We start from the raw sequence: 14525 nt of genomic DNA, 5'->3' as shown, positions 1-14525 counted from the left end.
GCGTCGCCCGGCCGGTCGACACGTCGGTCGGGTCAGGAGCCCGCGTGCCGGCGCTCCCGACGGGCGGCGAGCACGCTCCAGCCGATCGCGACCGACAGGGTCAGCATCACCACGGCGAGGGTGAGCCAGACCGGCAGCTTCCCCACCGGCGTCTCGGCCAGGATCAGCTTCCCCCCGGCGAAGGCCAGCAGGACGGCCAGCCCGTACCGCAGGTAGCTGAAGTGCCGCAGCAGCCCGGCCAGGCAGAAGTAGAGACTGCGCAGCCCGAGCACGGCGAACGCCGTCGCCGTCCAGACCAGGAACGTGTCGGTGGTGATGGCCAGGATCGCCGCCACCGAGTCGATCGCGAAGACCACGTCGGTGGCCTCGATCGCGATCAGGGCGACCAGCAGCACGGTGGCCCTGCGCCGGCCGTCGACCCGGACGGTGAACCGGCCGCCGTGGTAGCGCGGCTCGGTGGGCACCAGCCGCCGGAACAACCGGACCGCGACGTTGCGGTCCGGTTCGACGTCCGGCTCCCCGCGCACCGCGAGCCGCCACCCGGTCCAGACCAGGAAGGCGCCGAGCACGATCCCGGCCCAGGCCAGCCGCTCCAGCAGCGCGGCACCAGCGAAGATGAAGGCCAGCCGGAACGCGAGGGCCCCGACGACCCCCCAGAAGAGCACCTTGTGCTGGTAACCGGCGGGCACCCGGAAGTAGCCGAACAGCAGCGCGAAGACGAAGACGTTGTCGACCGAGAGCGCCTTCTCCAGCAGGTAGCCGGAGAAGTACGCCACGGCCGGATCGCCGCCCCGCCAGAGCCAGACCACCAGGCCGAAGGTGAGCCCGGCGGTGATCCAGACGCCGCTCCACACCAGCGCCTCGCGCAGCTCGATCACGTGGTTGTCGCGGTGGGAGAGCAGGTCCACGGCCAGCATGACGGCGATGACCGCGCCCACCACCGCCCAGGCCCACAGCGGCGCCGCGAACGTCGCCTCGTCCACCCGGCGCCCTCCGCATCCACGACGGGACGGGGCGGCTCCGCTCCCCGCGCGCGCCGCGTGCCCGGCGGCTCCGGCGCGGGCGCGGTGCCCGCGGCGGGGCTCGGCGGCGGAGCCGCACCGCGCCCGCCCCCGAGCCTAGGCGAGCCGCCCACCGGCCGACGGCCGTCCGGGCAAGTCGGCGGACGCCGGCCGTCCGGGCAAGTCGGCGGACGCCGGCCGTCCGGGCAAGTCGGCGGACGCCGGCCAGGCCCGGTCGCCGCTGCCCGGCGGCTCCCGGGCCTCAGGCGCCGGCTGCCGTCGGCCGGAGGGGAGCGCGGGCCCGGGCGGGCGGCACGCCGACGGGCCCCGCCCGGACGGCGGGGCCCGGGCGTCGCCGGTCAGGCCACCGGGGTGACCGGGCCCGCGTCCCGCTCGACGAGCGTGCGGTCGTCGACGTCGTACGCGATGGTGCTGGTCACCCGAACCACGCCGCTGACCTGCCCGGCCAGCCGCCCCGCCAGCTCGACCGCGCTGCGCCGGTCCAGCCGGCCGTCGAGCGTCACCTCACCGTCGCGCACCTTGACGGTGACCAGGCCGTCCCGCACCGCGAGCACCCGGCGCAGCACCTCCTGCACCACGTCCTCGCGGATCTCCGCGTCCGTACGCAGGTGCACCCGCAGCAGGTCGCCCCGGGTGACGATGCCGACGAGCCGGCCCAGATCGTCGAGCACCGGCAGCCGCTTCACCGACTCCCGGTCCAGTTGCCGCGCGGCGGCGGAGATGGCCGCCTCCGGCCAGGTGGTCACCGGCGGCGCGGTCATCAGTTCGCGGGCCAGCAGCGCGTCGGCCTTCTCCCGGGCGCTGCGGCGCCGCCGCCCCTCGAAGATCCGCCGCTCGTCCGGGTGCCCGGCCCGCTCCACCTTGTGCAGCAGATCCGACTCGGACACCACGCCGAGCACCCGGCGGAACCCGTCCACCACGGGCACGCCGCTGATGCCCCGCCGGACCAGCGCGTCGACGATCTCGCGGTAGGGGGTCTCCTCCCCCACCGTCGCGACGTCCCGCGTCATCACGTCGCCCACCTGCCACGTCCTCATCACGACCTCCCTGCCGTTGGCACCTGCGACGGTATGGCCGCGACCGCCCGCCGGGTCAGGGTCGCGGGACCGGGTCGGCACGGCCGGGTGGACCGGTGTGGAAGGGGCCCAAGGTCCCGGTCCGGCGGGGCCCGGTCGGCCCTGCCCGGCGGGTGTCGGCGGGTGTCCAATGGAGATGCCACCGGGAAGCGCGGTGCGAGGTACACGAAGGGACGTGGAGACAATGACCGCGACCGAGCGGATCACCACCGGGACCATCGCCCCTGCGGCGCAGATCCGGCGCCCCGCCGAGACCACCCGGGAGCGTGCCACCCGGTACGTCTTCGCCGGCATCCGCATCGCCCTCGGCTGGACCTTCCTCTGGGCGTTCCTGGACAAGGTCTTCGGCCTGGGGCACGCCACCGAGGCGAAGAACGCCTGGATCAACGGCGGCAGCCCCACCAAGGGCTTCCTGACCTTCGGCGCGGCCGGCCCCTTCAAGGGCTTCTACAACGGCATCGCCGGGGCCGCCTGGGCGGACGTGCTCTTCATGACCGGCCTGGCCGCGATCGGCGTGGCGCTGCTGCTCGGCATCGGGATGCGCGTCGCCGCCGTCGCGGGCGTGGTGCTCTACGTGATGATGTGGACGGTCGTCCTGCCCCCCGAGAACAACCCCTTCCTCGACGACCACCTGCTCAACGCGGCCCTGCTGGTCGGTCTCGCGCTCGTCAACGCCGGCGCCACCCTGGGCCTGGGCGCGGCCTGGGCGAAGCTCCCCCTCGTCCGGCGGCTCCCCTGGCTCCGCTGACCTGGTCCGGCACCTCACCCCCAGCGGGCGTCACCACCGGTGACGCCCGCTGGTCCGTGCGTACGCCCGACTCGTCGCGCCCGGCCGGGCCCGGCTCTCCTGCCCGACGGCGCCTCGGGCTCGCGCATCGCCGACACGTCGACGCACGCGAACTCCTCCCGGGACCGCCGCGCGCCGACCGGTCGCCATCCGGCAGGATGGTGACCGGGACATCAGGACCGAAACGGCAGGAGACTCCCGTATGAACCAGGCAGCAGGCGCCCGCTCCGGCAAGCCCGAGGTGGGCCCGATCGAGGGCGCGCCGCCCGCCGATCTCGTCATCGAGGACATCACCGTCGGCGAGGGGCCGGAGGCCCAGCCAGGGCAGCTGGCCGACGTCCACTACGTGGGGGTCGCGCACTCCACCGGCCGCGAGTTCGACTCCTCCTGGAACCGGGGCGAGACGTTCCAATTCGGGCTCGGCGCCGGGCAGGTCATCGCCGGCTGGGACCAGGGCGTGGTGGGCATGCGGGTCGGCGGCCGGCGCCGGCTGACCATCCCGCCGCACCTGGGCTACGGCAACCGGGGCGCCGGTGGCGTCATCAAGCCGGGCGAGACCCTGGTCTTCGTCGTCGACCTGGTCGGCGTCCGCTGAGCCGTTGAGCACGGGCCCGGGGCCGACCCGCCCACGCGCGGTCGGTCCCGGGCCGCACACGCACCCGATCGGCCGGGGGTGGTCAGCAGGCGCACCCGATCGGCCGGGGGCGGTCAGCAGGCGACGAGCTCCCGGTCGGCGCACGAGTCGACGATCGGGATGACCCGGTGCAGGCCGGTGGCCCGCAACACCCGCGCGACCACCGGGTCGGGGTGCAGCAGCACCAACTCGCCGCCCCGGGCGCGGATGCGCAGGTGCGCGGCGACGAGCGCCCGCACCCCGGCGGCGGAGAGCACGCGGACGCCCGAGAGATCCAGCCGAAGCACCGGCCGGGCGGGGGCCGCCCAGAGCGCGGAGCGGAACGCGGCGACCGTGGCGATGTCGACCTCGCCGGTCGCCCGCACGTCCACCACGTAGTCGTCCACGCTGACCTCGACGTGGAACCTGTCCTCACGCTGCCCCATGCCGACGAATCTAGCCCCCACCACCGACATTTCCGCCCTGCCCAGGGACGGGATCCGGGTCCACCCAGGGTCACCCCCGAGGGCCTCCCTGATCCTCCTCAGGGAGGAGGAACGCACCACCGCGATGATCTCCGGCCCACCCGCGCCGCCGCCCGGCGTCGAGAGCCGGCGGGTGCCACACCGGCGGGCGAGAATGGGCCGATGGTCGCTCCTCCCCGTCCCCGCGCGCCGTGGCTGATCCGTCCCGTCCGTGAGCCCGCCACCCTCCCGCCCCCGCTCGACGGGCCATGGGCCCCCACCGACCGCCGGCTCGACTCCGCCGAACTGCTGCCCCTGCCCGACGGCGTCGCCGGCCCCGAGGACGTGGTCGTCGACCCGTCCGGGCGGGTGGTCAGCGGGACCGAGGACGGCCGGCTCTGGTGGTGGCCGGTGGACGCGCCGCCGGGCACCCGGCCCCGGCCGCTCGCCGAGACCGGCGGCCGGCCGCTGGGCGTGGAGGTCGACCCGCTCGACGGCAGCCTCGTCGTGTGCGACGCGTACCGGGGGTTGCTGCGGGTGACCGGTGACGGGGCGGTGCGGAAGTTGGGCGGAGTCGGCGCGAGGGCGCACCTGGCAGACAACGCCACGGTCGCCCGCGACGGCACCGTCTACTTCACTGACTCCTCCGACCGCTTTCCCGTCTCGCACTGGAAGCGGGACCTGCTGGAGCACCGGCCCAACGGGCGGGTGCTGGCGTACGACCCGCGCAGCGGGCGCACCGACGTCGTCTGCGCGGGGCTCTACTTCCCCAACGGGATCGCGCTCACCCCGGACGAGTCGGCGCTGATGCTGGTGGAGACCGCCACCCACCGGCTGGTGCGGGTCGCCCTGCCCGACGGGGCGGTCACCGTGCTGGCGGATCTGCCGGCGTACCCGGACAATCTGACGCCGGTCGGCGACGGGACGTACTGGATCGCGCTGCCCAGCCCCCGGGTGCCGATCGTCGAACGGCTGCTGCCCCACCCGCGGCTGCGCCAGCTCGTCGCGGTCCTGCCGGCCGCCGTGCAGCCGAAGCCGCTGCGCTACGGCCTGGTCGCGCTGGTCGACGGCGAGGGGCGGGTGCTGCGGACCCTGCACGGGCCGCGCGGGAGCTACGACATGGTCACCGGCGTGCGCCAGCACGGCGAGCACCTCTGGCTGGGCAGCCTCACCGGCCCCGGGATCGCGCGGGTGCCGCTGGCCTGAGCCACGGCGACACCGGCCGGACCACGTCCGGCGGCACGACCGTGGACCACGTCCGGCACGAGTGTGGACCACGTCCGGCGGCACGACGAGACCCGGCCACGTCCGGTGACACGACGACGCCCCGCCGGCCCGGCAGGTCGGGGACCGGCCCGCCTGGCGGCGGACCGGTCCCCGGTGTGCGTACGGCCTGGTCAGCCGCCGCGGACGGACGGCGCCGGCACCGGCGAGCCCCCGGCCACGGCGCCCGGGTGCGGGGCCTGCGACGGGGCCGGCCGGAGCCCGGCCGGCACCGGCAGCGCGCTGCCCTTGGCGAACTCGTCCCAGCCGACGTTCCACGCGGTCCAGCCGTTGCCCTCGTTCAGCCCGACCTCGGTGCCCTTGATGGTGACCAGGTCGCCGACCTGCGTGACGCCCATCAGCCAGTCCGCGGCCTCGTTGGAGACGTTGGTGCAGCCGTGCGAGACGTTGGTGTTGCCCTGGTCCCCCACCGACCACGGCGCCGCGTGGATGAACTCACCGCCCCAGGTGAGGCGCTGGGCGTCCTCGACGTCGACCACGTAGGGGTCGGCCGAACCCCGGGTGTCGAACGTCGTCTGCTCGTGCTTCTCCATGATCACCATCTTGCCGCTGGAGGTCGGCGTGCTCGGCTTGCCCATGCTGACCGGGATCTTGCGGACGACCTTGCCGTCGCGCACCACGGACATCTGCTTGGTCGCGTTGTCGATCTCCAGAGCCACCTGCCGGCCGATCTTGGAAGTGGCGGTCCGGTCGGAATCGCCGACCCGGTCCTTGCCGATCGGCAGGCCCTCCAGCCCGGCCCGGACGCTGATCGTGGTGCCCGGGCGCCAGAAGTCGGGGGCCCGGTAATAGACCTGGCTGCCGTCGGACACCCACGACCAGGTGCCCGGCTGCGGCGGGTCGGTCTTCACGAACAATCGACGCTGCACGTCCGCCCTGGCCTCTTTCGGAATGGGCGGGTCGAAGGCGACGGTCACCGGCATGGCGGTGCCGTACGTCCGGTTGCCGGCAAAATACAACGTGCTGGTGATCTCCGGCTTCGACGATTTCGGCATCGTGGTGAAGGTGGTCTTCCGGGTGGTGGTCTTCCCCGAGTCACCCGTGGCGGTCACCTCCGCGGTGTAGGTGCGCCGCGGCTGCAACGGCTTGCTCGGCACCCAGCCCGAGCCGTCCTCCCGGGGCTCCGCCTTGATCTCCGCGCCCTTGTCGTCGGTGATCCGGACCGACGTGACCCGTCCACCCTTGACGACGGTCCCCACCTCGGCGCTGACCGGCACCTCGCGGGCGCGGTCGGCGGGCGTCACGGCCAGCTCCGGGGCCGTCGCCCGGCCCTCGGCCGGCCCGGCACCCGGTTTGCGGTCGGCGGTGCACCCGCCGAGGGCCAACGGCGTGGCCGCGATGGTCACGGCCAGAACCGTCAGTCGCCGCCTCAACTTCATGATGCGTCCCCCCGTTAATTGGCGTCCTCCTCCGCCACATTCTCTCCATACCGCCCGGACGGGCGCGCAATTTTCGGCGAAAAGGGAAAAGCAATTATGGGGCGCATTTGCCGGACTGCGCGGAATGGGTCCGGCCGCCCCCGTTTCCGGGTCCGTCCGGGATCGCCCGGACCGGCACCGCCGGAGCCCGGCCATGCCGCCGCGTCCCGGTTGCGCCGCCCCGCGCCGTTCCCGCCCGACCCGCCCCCGGTGCCCCGCCCCGGCCTCGTGGCGGTGGCGACGGCCAACGGCCGGGCGGCCTCGGCCACCCGCGTGGCGCCGGCTCAGGTCCAGTCGTCGTCGCCGTGGTTGCGTTCCCACCGGCCGCCGACCGGCGGGGTGTCCATGCGGATGGCGGAGTCGGCGTTGCCGGCGAGGTCGTTGTCCTCCACCCGGCAGTCCACGCAACTGCCCTCGTCGGTGATCCAGAGGCCGTGGTTCTGGGTGCTCGGGTTCTTGTTGTCCCAGATCCGGTTGCCCCGGATGGTGGCCGAGTCGACCGCCGCGTTGATCGTGATGCCGGCCCGCACCGGCGGGCCGGCCGGCAGCTCGTACGGCGATCCCGGCAGCGGCGTGCCCCCGCTCCACCCGCTGGAGGCGTCGGGGCGGATCGGCGCGAGCGTCAGCTCGCTGTCGTCGTTGGCGGCCACCATGGCGATCCTGTCGCCGACGCGCACCACCTTGCCCCGGTGACCGTCGTTCGGCCAGGTCGCCCGCCGGTCCACCACCTTCCGCTCGCTGTAGCGCACCGAGTCGCCGCGCCCGCTCATCGCCGGCGCGCACTGCCGCCCGTTGTTGCGGATCCGGTTGCCCACCACGATCATGTCGCGGAGCGGGCGGTCGATGCGGATGGCGTCGGCGCTGTTGCCGTAGAAGTCGTTGCTCTCGATGACGATCTCCTCGGCGATCTGCTCCTCCGCGCCGCCGAGGTTGCGCTGGTGGTAGCCGTACCGGCCGTTGCCGCTGATCCGGTTGCCGCGGATCGTGTACGGCCCGGGGGTGTTGCCGATGCTGACCCCGTCGCCCAGGTTGCCGTCGATCACGCAGTCAGTGAGGATGCCGGCCCGCCCGGCGGTGTGCGTGGTGCCCTTCGCCGAGACGTGGAAGCCCGCCTCCAGGTTGCCGGTCATCGTGCAGGCGGACACGATCAAACCGTTCGCGCCCCAGTCGGAGATGCCGAACCGGTTGCCCTGGGCGTGGCAGCCGATGATCCGCACCCCGCGCGGGCGCAGGTGGTTCGCCTCCTGCAACTCCAGGAAGATCCCGTTGGTCGCGTTGTCCACCGCGCTGCAGTTGACGATGTTGAACCGTTCGACGCTGCCCCAGCCGCCGACGCCGACGCCGACGCCCGCGCCGCCCATCTGGGTGCCGTTGTCCAGCCGCCCGCAGCCGACCACCAGCACCCCGTCGATCAGGCAGTCCTGGAGGAAGTCGCAGCCCAGGCCGGTGGCGGCGGTGTGGTGGATGTGCAGGTTGCGGAACACACCCCGGACGACGTACTGCAGGCCGAGACCCTTGGCCAGCGGGTTGTAGTCCGCCGACGCCACGCCCGAACCGTCGATCTCGAAGTCGGCGAAGGTGCAGTCGGCCAGGTGGCGGTCCGGGCCGGCCCCGTGCTGCTGCACGGTGTGGAAGGCCAGCGGGGCCGGGTCGGCCCGGTTGCCGGCGTTGCTGAGCACGAAGCGGGTCGCCCCCGGGCCGGCGCCGATCAGCGACACCCCGGAGCGCCAGACCGTGCCCGAGTCCCGCATCGAGTACACCCCGGGCGGGCAGTAGATGATCCGGACCCGGCCGTCGGCGGCGTGCGCGTCGCCGAGGCGGTCCACCAGCGCCGCCAGGGCCGGCTGGTCGTTGGTCGCGCCGTCGCCCACCAGGCCGTGTTCCCGGGCGTCGCAGAGCAGCGGGGCACCGGCGACCGCGTAGCGGCGCACGCCGCCGGCGGAGGGCATGTCCGGGTACGCCACCTCGTCCTCCCCTCGGCGGGACAGCCAGGCCCGCATTCCCGGCCCGCATTCCGGGAAACGCCCGCCGCGACGGCGACGGCCCCGGCACCGCCGGGAGGCGGAACCGGGGCCGTCGCGGCGGGTCAGACGTTGGCGATCAGCAGCGCCGGCTGCTCGACGCAGTCGGCGACGTGCCGCAGGAAACCCCCCGCCACCCCGCCGTCGCAGACCCGGTGGTCGAAGGTCAGGCTGAGCTGGGTCACCTTCCGCACCGCGAGCTGCCCGTCCACCACCCACGGCTTGTCCACGATCCGCCCCACCCCGAGCAGCGCCGCCTCGGGATGGTTGATGATCGGCGTGGAGCCGTCGACGCCGAAGACGCCGTAGTTGTTCAGCGTGAACGTGCCGCCGGTGAGCCGGGCCGGGGGCAGCGTGCCGGCCCGGGCCGCCGAGGTGGTCGCGGTCAGCTCGGCCGCCAGTTCGGCGGTGGTGAGCCGCTGCGCGTCCCGCAGCACCGGCACGACCAGCCCCCGGTCGGTCTGGGCGGCGATGCCCAGGTGCACCCCGGCGGACTGGACGATGCGCTGGCCCTCGGTGTCGACGCGGGCGTTGAGCTGCGGGAACCGGCGCAGCCCGGACAGGCAGATCCGGGCGAGCAGGGCCAGGATGCTCACCGGCGCGTCCGGAGTCGCCGCGTTGATCGCGGCCCGGGTCTCCAGCAGCCCGGTGGCGTCGACGTCCACCCAGATGGTCACCTCGGGGATCTCCCGCCGGCTGCGGGAGAGCTTGTCGGCGATCGCCTTGCGGATGCCGGTCAGCGGGACGACCACGTCCGCCGCGTCCGGGGCGTCCGGCCCGGTGGGCTGGTCCGGCACCGCGGCGAGCCGGGCGGCCGGCGAGGCGGCCCCGGCCACGGCGGCCTCCACGTCGGCGCGGCGCACCACCCCGCCGGGGCCGGTGCCGCGCAGCGCGGCCAGGTCGAGGCCGTGCTCGCGGGCCAGCCGGCGCACGATCGGCGAGATGACCAGGGGCGCCGCGTCGCGCGGGCGGTCCGCCGGCACCGCCGGGGCGGCGGGCGCCGCCAGGGGCTCGGCCGGGCGGTGGTCGAGGGCGACCGCGGGGCGGGGCCGGCGACGCCGCCGCCCCGAGCCGCCGTGGCCGGTGCCGTACCCGATCAGGACGTTGCCGGAGCCGGCGCGCTCCTCCTCGCGGTAGGTGGCGTGCCCGGCGGGCTCGTCGCCCGCCCCGCCGTCGCCGTCCACCGGCGCGATGGTGACCAGCGGCTGGCCGACCGGGCGGATCTCACCCGCCGCGCCGTGCAGCGCGACGACCCGCCCGGCGTACGGGCAGGGCACGTCGACGACGGCCTTGGCGGTCTCCACCTCGACGACGGTCTGGTCCACCGTGACCACGTCGCCCACGGCGACCCGCCACTCGACGATCTCGGCCTCGCTCAGCCCCTCCCCCAGGTCGGGCAGGAGGAAGACCTGCGCCCCGTCCACGGTGGTCACGCCGCGCTCCCCCGGGTCAGCCAGCGCCCGTCCGGCTGGTCGTCCCACTGGAGCCGGGCCACCGTGTCGAGGATCCGGTCCACCGACGGCAGGTGGGTGTGCTCCAGCATCGGCGCCGGGTACGGGATGTCCAGGCCGGACACCCGCAGCACCGGGGCGTGCAGGGCGTGGAAGCAGCGTTCCTGCACCCGGGCGGCGATCTCGGCGCCGACCCCGGCGAAGCCCTGCGCCTCCTGGATCACCACGCACCGGCCGGTACGGCGGACCGAGGCGGTGACGGTCTCGTCGTCGAACGGCACGATGCTGCGCACGTCCACCACCTCCAGGTCCCAGCCCTCCTCGCGGGCGGCCTCGGCGGCCTCCAGCGCGACCGGCACCGCCGGCCCGTACGCGACGAGGGTGGCGTCGCGGCCCGGGCGGCGCACGACCGCGCGGCCGATCGGCGCGGTGGTCGCGGGTAGCTCCGCGTCGGCGCTGGAGAAGTAGAGCTTCTTCGGCTCCATGAACACGACCGGGTCGGGGTCGTCGATCGCCTGGCGCAGCAGCGAGTACGCGTCCTCGACCGTCGCCGGGGTGACTACCTTCAGGCCGGGGGTGTGGGCGTAGTACGCCTCGCTGGAGTCGCAGTGGTGCTCGACCCCGCCGATGCCTCCGGCGTACGGCACCCGGATGACGATCGGCACGCTGAGCGCGCCACGGGTGCGGTTGCGCAGCTTCGCCACGTGCGAGGCGATCTGCTCGAACGCCGGGTACGCGAACGCGTCGAACTGCATCTCGACCACCGGGCGCAGCCCGGACATGGCCAGCCCGACGGCGAAGCCGACGATGCCGGCCTCGGCGAGCGGGGTGTCGAAGCAGCGCTTGTCGCCGAACCGGGCCTGGAGGCCGTCGGTGATCCGGAAGACGCCGCCGAGCGCGCCGACGTCCTCGCCGAAGACGACCACCCGGTCGTCGTCGAGCATCGCGTCGGCGAGCGCGGCGTTGAGCGCCTTCGCCATGGTCAGGGCGGCCATCAGCGCTCACCCTCCTCGTCTGCGGCGGCGGCCAGCTCGGCGCGGACCTGCTCGCGCTGCTCGACCAACTGCGGGGTGGGCTCGGCGTAGACGTGCGCGAAGAGGCTCATCGGGTCGACCGTCGGCTGCACGTTCATCCGGGTACGCAGGTCGGCGGCGTACGCCTCGGCCTCCTCGGCGATCGCGGCGACGCGCGCGTCGTCGAGCACGTCCCGCGCCCGCAGGTACGTCTCCAGGCGGGCGACCGGGTCCCGGTCCCGCCAGGCGTCGACCTCGGCGCCGTCGCGGTAGCGGGTGGCGTCGTCGGCGTTGGTGTGCGGCTCCATCCGGTAGGTGTGCGCCTCGACGAGGAACGGCCCCTTGCCGGAGCGGGCGTGCGCGACCGCGCGGGTGAGCACCGCGAGGACGGCCACCGGGTCGTTGCCGTCGACCTGCTCGCTGGGCACGCCGTAGCCGACGCCCTTGTACGCCAGCGACGGGGCGGCGGTCTGCCGGGACAGCGGGACGCTGATGGCGTACTTGTTGTTCTGCACGAAGTAGACGACCGGCGCCTTGAACACGGCGGCGAAGTTCACGCCCTCGTGGAAGTCGCCCTCGCTGGTGGCCCCGTCGCCGATGAAGGCCAGCGCGACGGTGTCCCGCCCCTGGTACGCCTCGCCGTAGGCCAGCCCGGCGGCGTGCACGCACTGGGTCGCCAGCGGGGTGCACTGCGGGGCGGTGTGCCGGGCCGCGGGGTCGTACCCGCAGTGCCAGTCGCCGCGCAGCAGGGTCAGCACCTCGACCGGGTCGATGCCCCGGGAGACCAGCGCCATCGACTCCCGGTAGGTCGGGAAGACCCAGTCGTCCTCGCGCAGGGCGAGGATCGCGCCGACCTGGCAGGCCTCCTGGCCGCGCGAGGACGGGTAGACCGCCAGCCGGCCCTGCTTGGTCAGGGCGGTGGCCTGGATGTCGAAGCGGCGGCCGATGACCATCCGCCGGTACATGTCGGCGAGCGCCTCGACGGGCGGCTCGGGGTAGTCGGCGTGGGCGGGCAGCGGCGTGCCGGCGGGATCGAGCAGGCGGACCGGCTCGGTGGCCGGCAGCAGCGGCTTGGCCGGGTCGGGCGGGGTGGCCGCCCGACGCCTGCGCGGGGATGCCCTGCGGACCGCCTCGGGTGTGGTCGTCACGGCGGGACCTCCTGGGACGTGTGGTGGGCCTATGCTCCTGCCGTCGGATGATTGACTCAAGATCCATGACAAACGCGGGACGGATGGCATGCGGGAGGCGCCGAGATGAGCCAGGAATCCGGGCCGAGTGCGGAGTCGGCCGCCGGAACGGGACGTTCGGCCCGACCCCTCGACGGAGTCGACCGGCGGATCCTCGACGAACTGGTCCGCGACGGCCGCACCTCCGTGCGCACCCTCGCCGAGCGGATCCACATCTCCCGCACCAACGCGTACGCGCGGGTGGAGCGGCTGCTGCGCGACGGGGTGATCACCGGTTTCCGGGCCCAGGTCGCGCCCGAGGCGGCGGGGCTGGGCACCTCGGCGTACGTCGCGCTCAAGATCGAGCAGAACACCTGGCGGGAGGTGTCGGCGGAGCTGGCCCGGGTGCGCTACATCGAGCACGCCGCGCTGCTCGGCGGTGACCACGACGTGCTGGCCCTGGTCCGGGCGCCGGACAACGCCACGCTGCGGGACGTGGTGCTGGGCCGGGTGCAGAGCATCGCCGGGGTGCTGTCCACCCGCACCTGGCTGGTCTTCGACGAGTTCGACGGCGACCGCAGCCCGTGGGAGTGAGCCGCTCCGGGACGGCCGGGCAGGCGCACCGCTCCGGCGGCCCGCCGGCCGGGCCCGCGGCGGCCCGCGGACCCGGCGCTCCGGCCGCGGTCCGCCGCGGCCTGGGGGCTCAGCGCTCCGGCGGGGCCTCCAGCCCCTCCCGGTCGGCCAACTCCAGCAGCGGTTCGAGCGAGAAGCGCCGGTCGTCGAGGCCCGCGTGCGGGTCGCCGCGCTCGGCGAACCGGGCCGGCATCGTGGTGACGTCGAAGTCCTCCGGCCGCGCGTCGTCCAGCTCCGACCAGTCCAGCGGCGCGGAGACCAACGCCTGCGGGGTGGGGCGGATGGAGTACGCCGAGGCCATCGTGTGGTCCCGGGACATCTGGTTGTAGTCGACGAAGACCGGGCGGTCCCGCTGCTCCCGCCACCAGGTGGTGGTGACCAGCTCCGGCAGCCGGCGCTGCATCTCCCGGCCCAGCGCCAGCACCGCCCGCCGGCACTCGCCGAAGCTCCACCGGGGCTCGATCGACAGGTAGACGTGCAGGCCCCGCCCGCCGGTGGTCTTCGGATAGCCCGTCAGCCCCAACTCGTCGAGGAACGCGCGCACCTCGTGGGCCACCGGCACCACCTGGTCGAAGCCCACCCCGGGCATCGGGTCGAGGTCGATCCGGAGCTGGTCGGGCCGCTCGACGTCGGCGGCGGAGACCGGCCACGGGTGGAACCGCAGCGTGCCGAGGTTCGCCGCCCAGATCACCACGGCCAGTTCGCTCGGCGCGACCTCGTCGGCCGTACGCCCGCTCGGGAAGGTGATGTGGGCGGTGCGCACCCACTCGGGCGCCCCCGCCGGGAGCCGCTTCTGGTAGAAGGCGTCGCCCCGGTTGTCCTGCCGGGTGCCGATCTTCGCCCCCGGGAAGACGCCGCGCGGCCACCGCTCCAACATGGTCGGCCGGTCCCGCAGGGCGCGCAGGACGCCGTCGCCGACGGCCAGGAAATACCGCACCACGTCCAGCTTGGTCAGCCCCAACTCGGGGAAGTAGGGCTTGTCGGGGCTGGAGACGCGGACCAGCCGCTCCCCCACCTTGATCTCCTCGGCCGGCGTCGCCACGCCCCACACCGTAACCCGGCGGGCCGGTCGGCACGGCCCGTCGCGGCCCCCCGGCGAAGCGCCTCCGACACGGCCGGCGGGCCCGGTCTCAGGCGATCAGCATGATGCCCACGGCCATGAGCGGCAGACCGACGAACAGGAAGATCCCGATCCCGGTGAGCACCCGCCCCTCGCCGGCGGCCTCGCGCTCGGGCGCCACGCCGAAGGTGGCGCGCGCCCCCATCATGCCGATGCGGCTGAGGGTGAGGTCACCGGTGATCCCGAGCAGCCCACCGACCACCACGAGGGCGATGCCGAAGCGGTAGACGAAGTCGCCGCCGCCCAGGGCGACCCAGACGCCGGCGGCGGCCGCGACCACGACGAGCGCGATCACGAACAGCACCAGTGCTTCCCGCAGACCCCTGACGACCGTCATCGGCGGCTCCATCCCGTGCGACCCGGATGGACATTCTGCCGGTCGGCGGCCGTCCGCGCTGCCCCGTGCGCCGGGCGTACGCGAGGTGGCCGGGCGGCCCGTCTCCGGCCGCCCGGCCAC

Annotated in this window: 14 protein-coding genes; 4 read left to right on the top strand and 10 right to left on the bottom strand. The window is 74.6% G+C overall.

Features of this window, described 5'->3' with window-relative positions:
• Positions 1-32: 32 nt before the first annotated feature.
• Entirely contained in the window at positions 33-983 is a 951-nt protein-coding gene (locus ABZ793_RS27140; protein ID WP_357462034.1) for a TerC family protein, read from the bottom strand.
• Between the two features lie 377 nt (positions 984-1360).
• Complete coding sequence (locus ABZ793_RS27135; RefSeq protein ID WP_357462033.1) at positions 1361-2059, bottom strand: CBS domain-containing protein; 699 nt, start codon at positions 2057-2059, stop codon at positions 1361-1363.
• 214 nt (positions 2060-2273) lie between these two features.
• Here ABZ793_RS27135 and ABZ793_RS27130 point away from each other — a divergent pair, with 214 nt between their 5' ends.
• Together ABZ793_RS27130 and ABZ793_RS27125 are read left to right on the top strand one after the other, a co-directional pair.
• Positions 2274-2846, top strand: a complete 573-nt coding sequence (locus tag ABZ793_RS27130) for a hypothetical protein (protein WP_357462032.1) — start codon at positions 2274-2276, stop codon at positions 2844-2846.
• 241 nt (positions 2847-3087) lie between these two features.
• The gene (locus tag ABZ793_RS27125; protein WP_350707573.1) at positions 3088-3480 is read left to right on the top strand and encodes an FKBP-type peptidyl-prolyl cis-trans isomerase; all 393 of its coding nucleotides are present in this window, start codon (positions 3088-3090) and stop codon (positions 3478-3480) included.
• 113 nt (positions 3481-3593) lie between these two features.
• On the opposite strand, the gene ABZ793_RS27120 is transcribed toward ABZ793_RS27125, so the two are convergent.
• Positions 3594-3944: an STAS domain-containing protein gene (locus tag ABZ793_RS27120; protein ID WP_357462031.1), complete on the bottom strand. Its 351-nt coding sequence runs from the start codon at positions 3942-3944 to the stop codon at positions 3594-3596.
• 201 nt (positions 3945-4145) lie between these two features.
• Between ABZ793_RS27120 and ABZ793_RS27115 the strand changes: the two genes are divergently transcribed.
• Positions 4146-5168, top strand: a complete 1023-nt coding sequence (locus tag ABZ793_RS27115; protein ID WP_357462030.1) for an SMP-30/gluconolactonase/LRE family protein — start codon at positions 4146-4148, stop codon at positions 5166-5168.
• A 191-nt stretch (positions 5169-5359) separates the two neighbouring features.
• Here the strand turns inward: ABZ793_RS27115 and ABZ793_RS27110 are convergent, their stop codons facing one another.
• The 5 genes from ABZ793_RS27110 to pdhA all read right to left on the bottom strand — a co-directional run bounded on the left by ABZ793_RS27110 (position 5360) and on the right by pdhA (position 12297).
• Positions 5360-6625 (bottom strand): Ig-like domain-containing protein, encoded by a 1266-nt coding sequence (locus ABZ793_RS27110; RefSeq protein WP_357462029.1) that lies wholly within the window; start codon positions 6623-6625, stop codon positions 5360-5362.
• A gap of 323 nt (positions 6626-6948) precedes the next feature.
• The gene (locus tag ABZ793_RS27105; RefSeq protein WP_357462061.1) at positions 6949-8613 is read right to left on the bottom strand and encodes a right-handed parallel beta-helix repeat-containing protein; all 1665 of its coding nucleotides are present in this window, start codon (positions 8611-8613) and stop codon (positions 6949-6951) included.
• Between the two features lie 137 nt (positions 8614-8750).
• Positions 8751-10118: a dihydrolipoamide acetyltransferase family protein gene (locus tag ABZ793_RS27100; RefSeq protein ID WP_357462028.1), complete on the bottom strand. Its 1368-nt coding sequence runs from the start codon at positions 10116-10118 to the stop codon at positions 8751-8753.
• The gene (locus ABZ793_RS27095) at positions 10115-11131 is read right to left on the bottom strand and encodes an alpha-ketoacid dehydrogenase subunit beta (protein ID WP_357462027.1); all 1017 of its coding nucleotides are present in this window, start codon (positions 11129-11131) and stop codon (positions 10115-10117) included. The genes ABZ793_RS27100 and ABZ793_RS27095 overlap by 4 nt, the downstream gene beginning before the upstream one ends.
• Entirely contained in the window at positions 11131-12297 is a 1167-nt protein-coding gene (gene pdhA / locus ABZ793_RS27090) for a pyruvate dehydrogenase (acetyl-transferring) E1 component subunit alpha (RefSeq protein WP_357462026.1), read from the bottom strand. Before pdhA ends, ABZ793_RS27095 begins: the two co-directional genes overlap by 1 nt.
• Positions 12298-12402: 105 nt before the next feature.
• Here pdhA and ABZ793_RS27085 point away from each other — a divergent pair, with 105 nt between their 5' ends.
• Entirely contained in the window at positions 12403-12909 is a 507-nt protein-coding gene (locus ABZ793_RS27085; protein WP_357462025.1) for an Lrp/AsnC family transcriptional regulator, read from the top strand.
• Positions 12910-13018: 109 nt separating this feature from the next.
• Here the strand turns inward: ABZ793_RS27085 and ABZ793_RS27080 are convergent, their stop codons facing one another.
• Both ABZ793_RS27080 and ABZ793_RS27075 read right to left on the bottom strand, forming a co-directional pair.
• Positions 13019-13990: a DNA primase small subunit domain-containing protein gene (locus tag ABZ793_RS27080; RefSeq protein ID WP_357462024.1), complete on the bottom strand. Its 972-nt coding sequence runs from the start codon at positions 13988-13990 to the stop codon at positions 13019-13021.
• Positions 13991-14078: 88 nt separating this feature from the next.
• Positions 14079-14405 carry a hypothetical protein gene (locus ABZ793_RS27075; protein ID WP_350707556.1) on the bottom strand — a complete coding sequence of 109 codons (327 nt, stop codon included), beginning with the start codon at positions 14403-14405 and terminating at the stop codon, positions 14079-14081.
• Positions 14406-14525 lie beyond the last annotated feature (120 nt).

Source organism: Micromonospora sp. NPDC047465 (genome assembly GCF_040643125.1).
Lineage (GTDB): Bacteria > Actinomycetota > Actinomycetes > Mycobacteriales > Micromonosporaceae > Micromonospora.
Note: the sequence above shows the minus strand (reverse complement) of the source record. Positions and strands in the feature narration are given on the sequence as shown.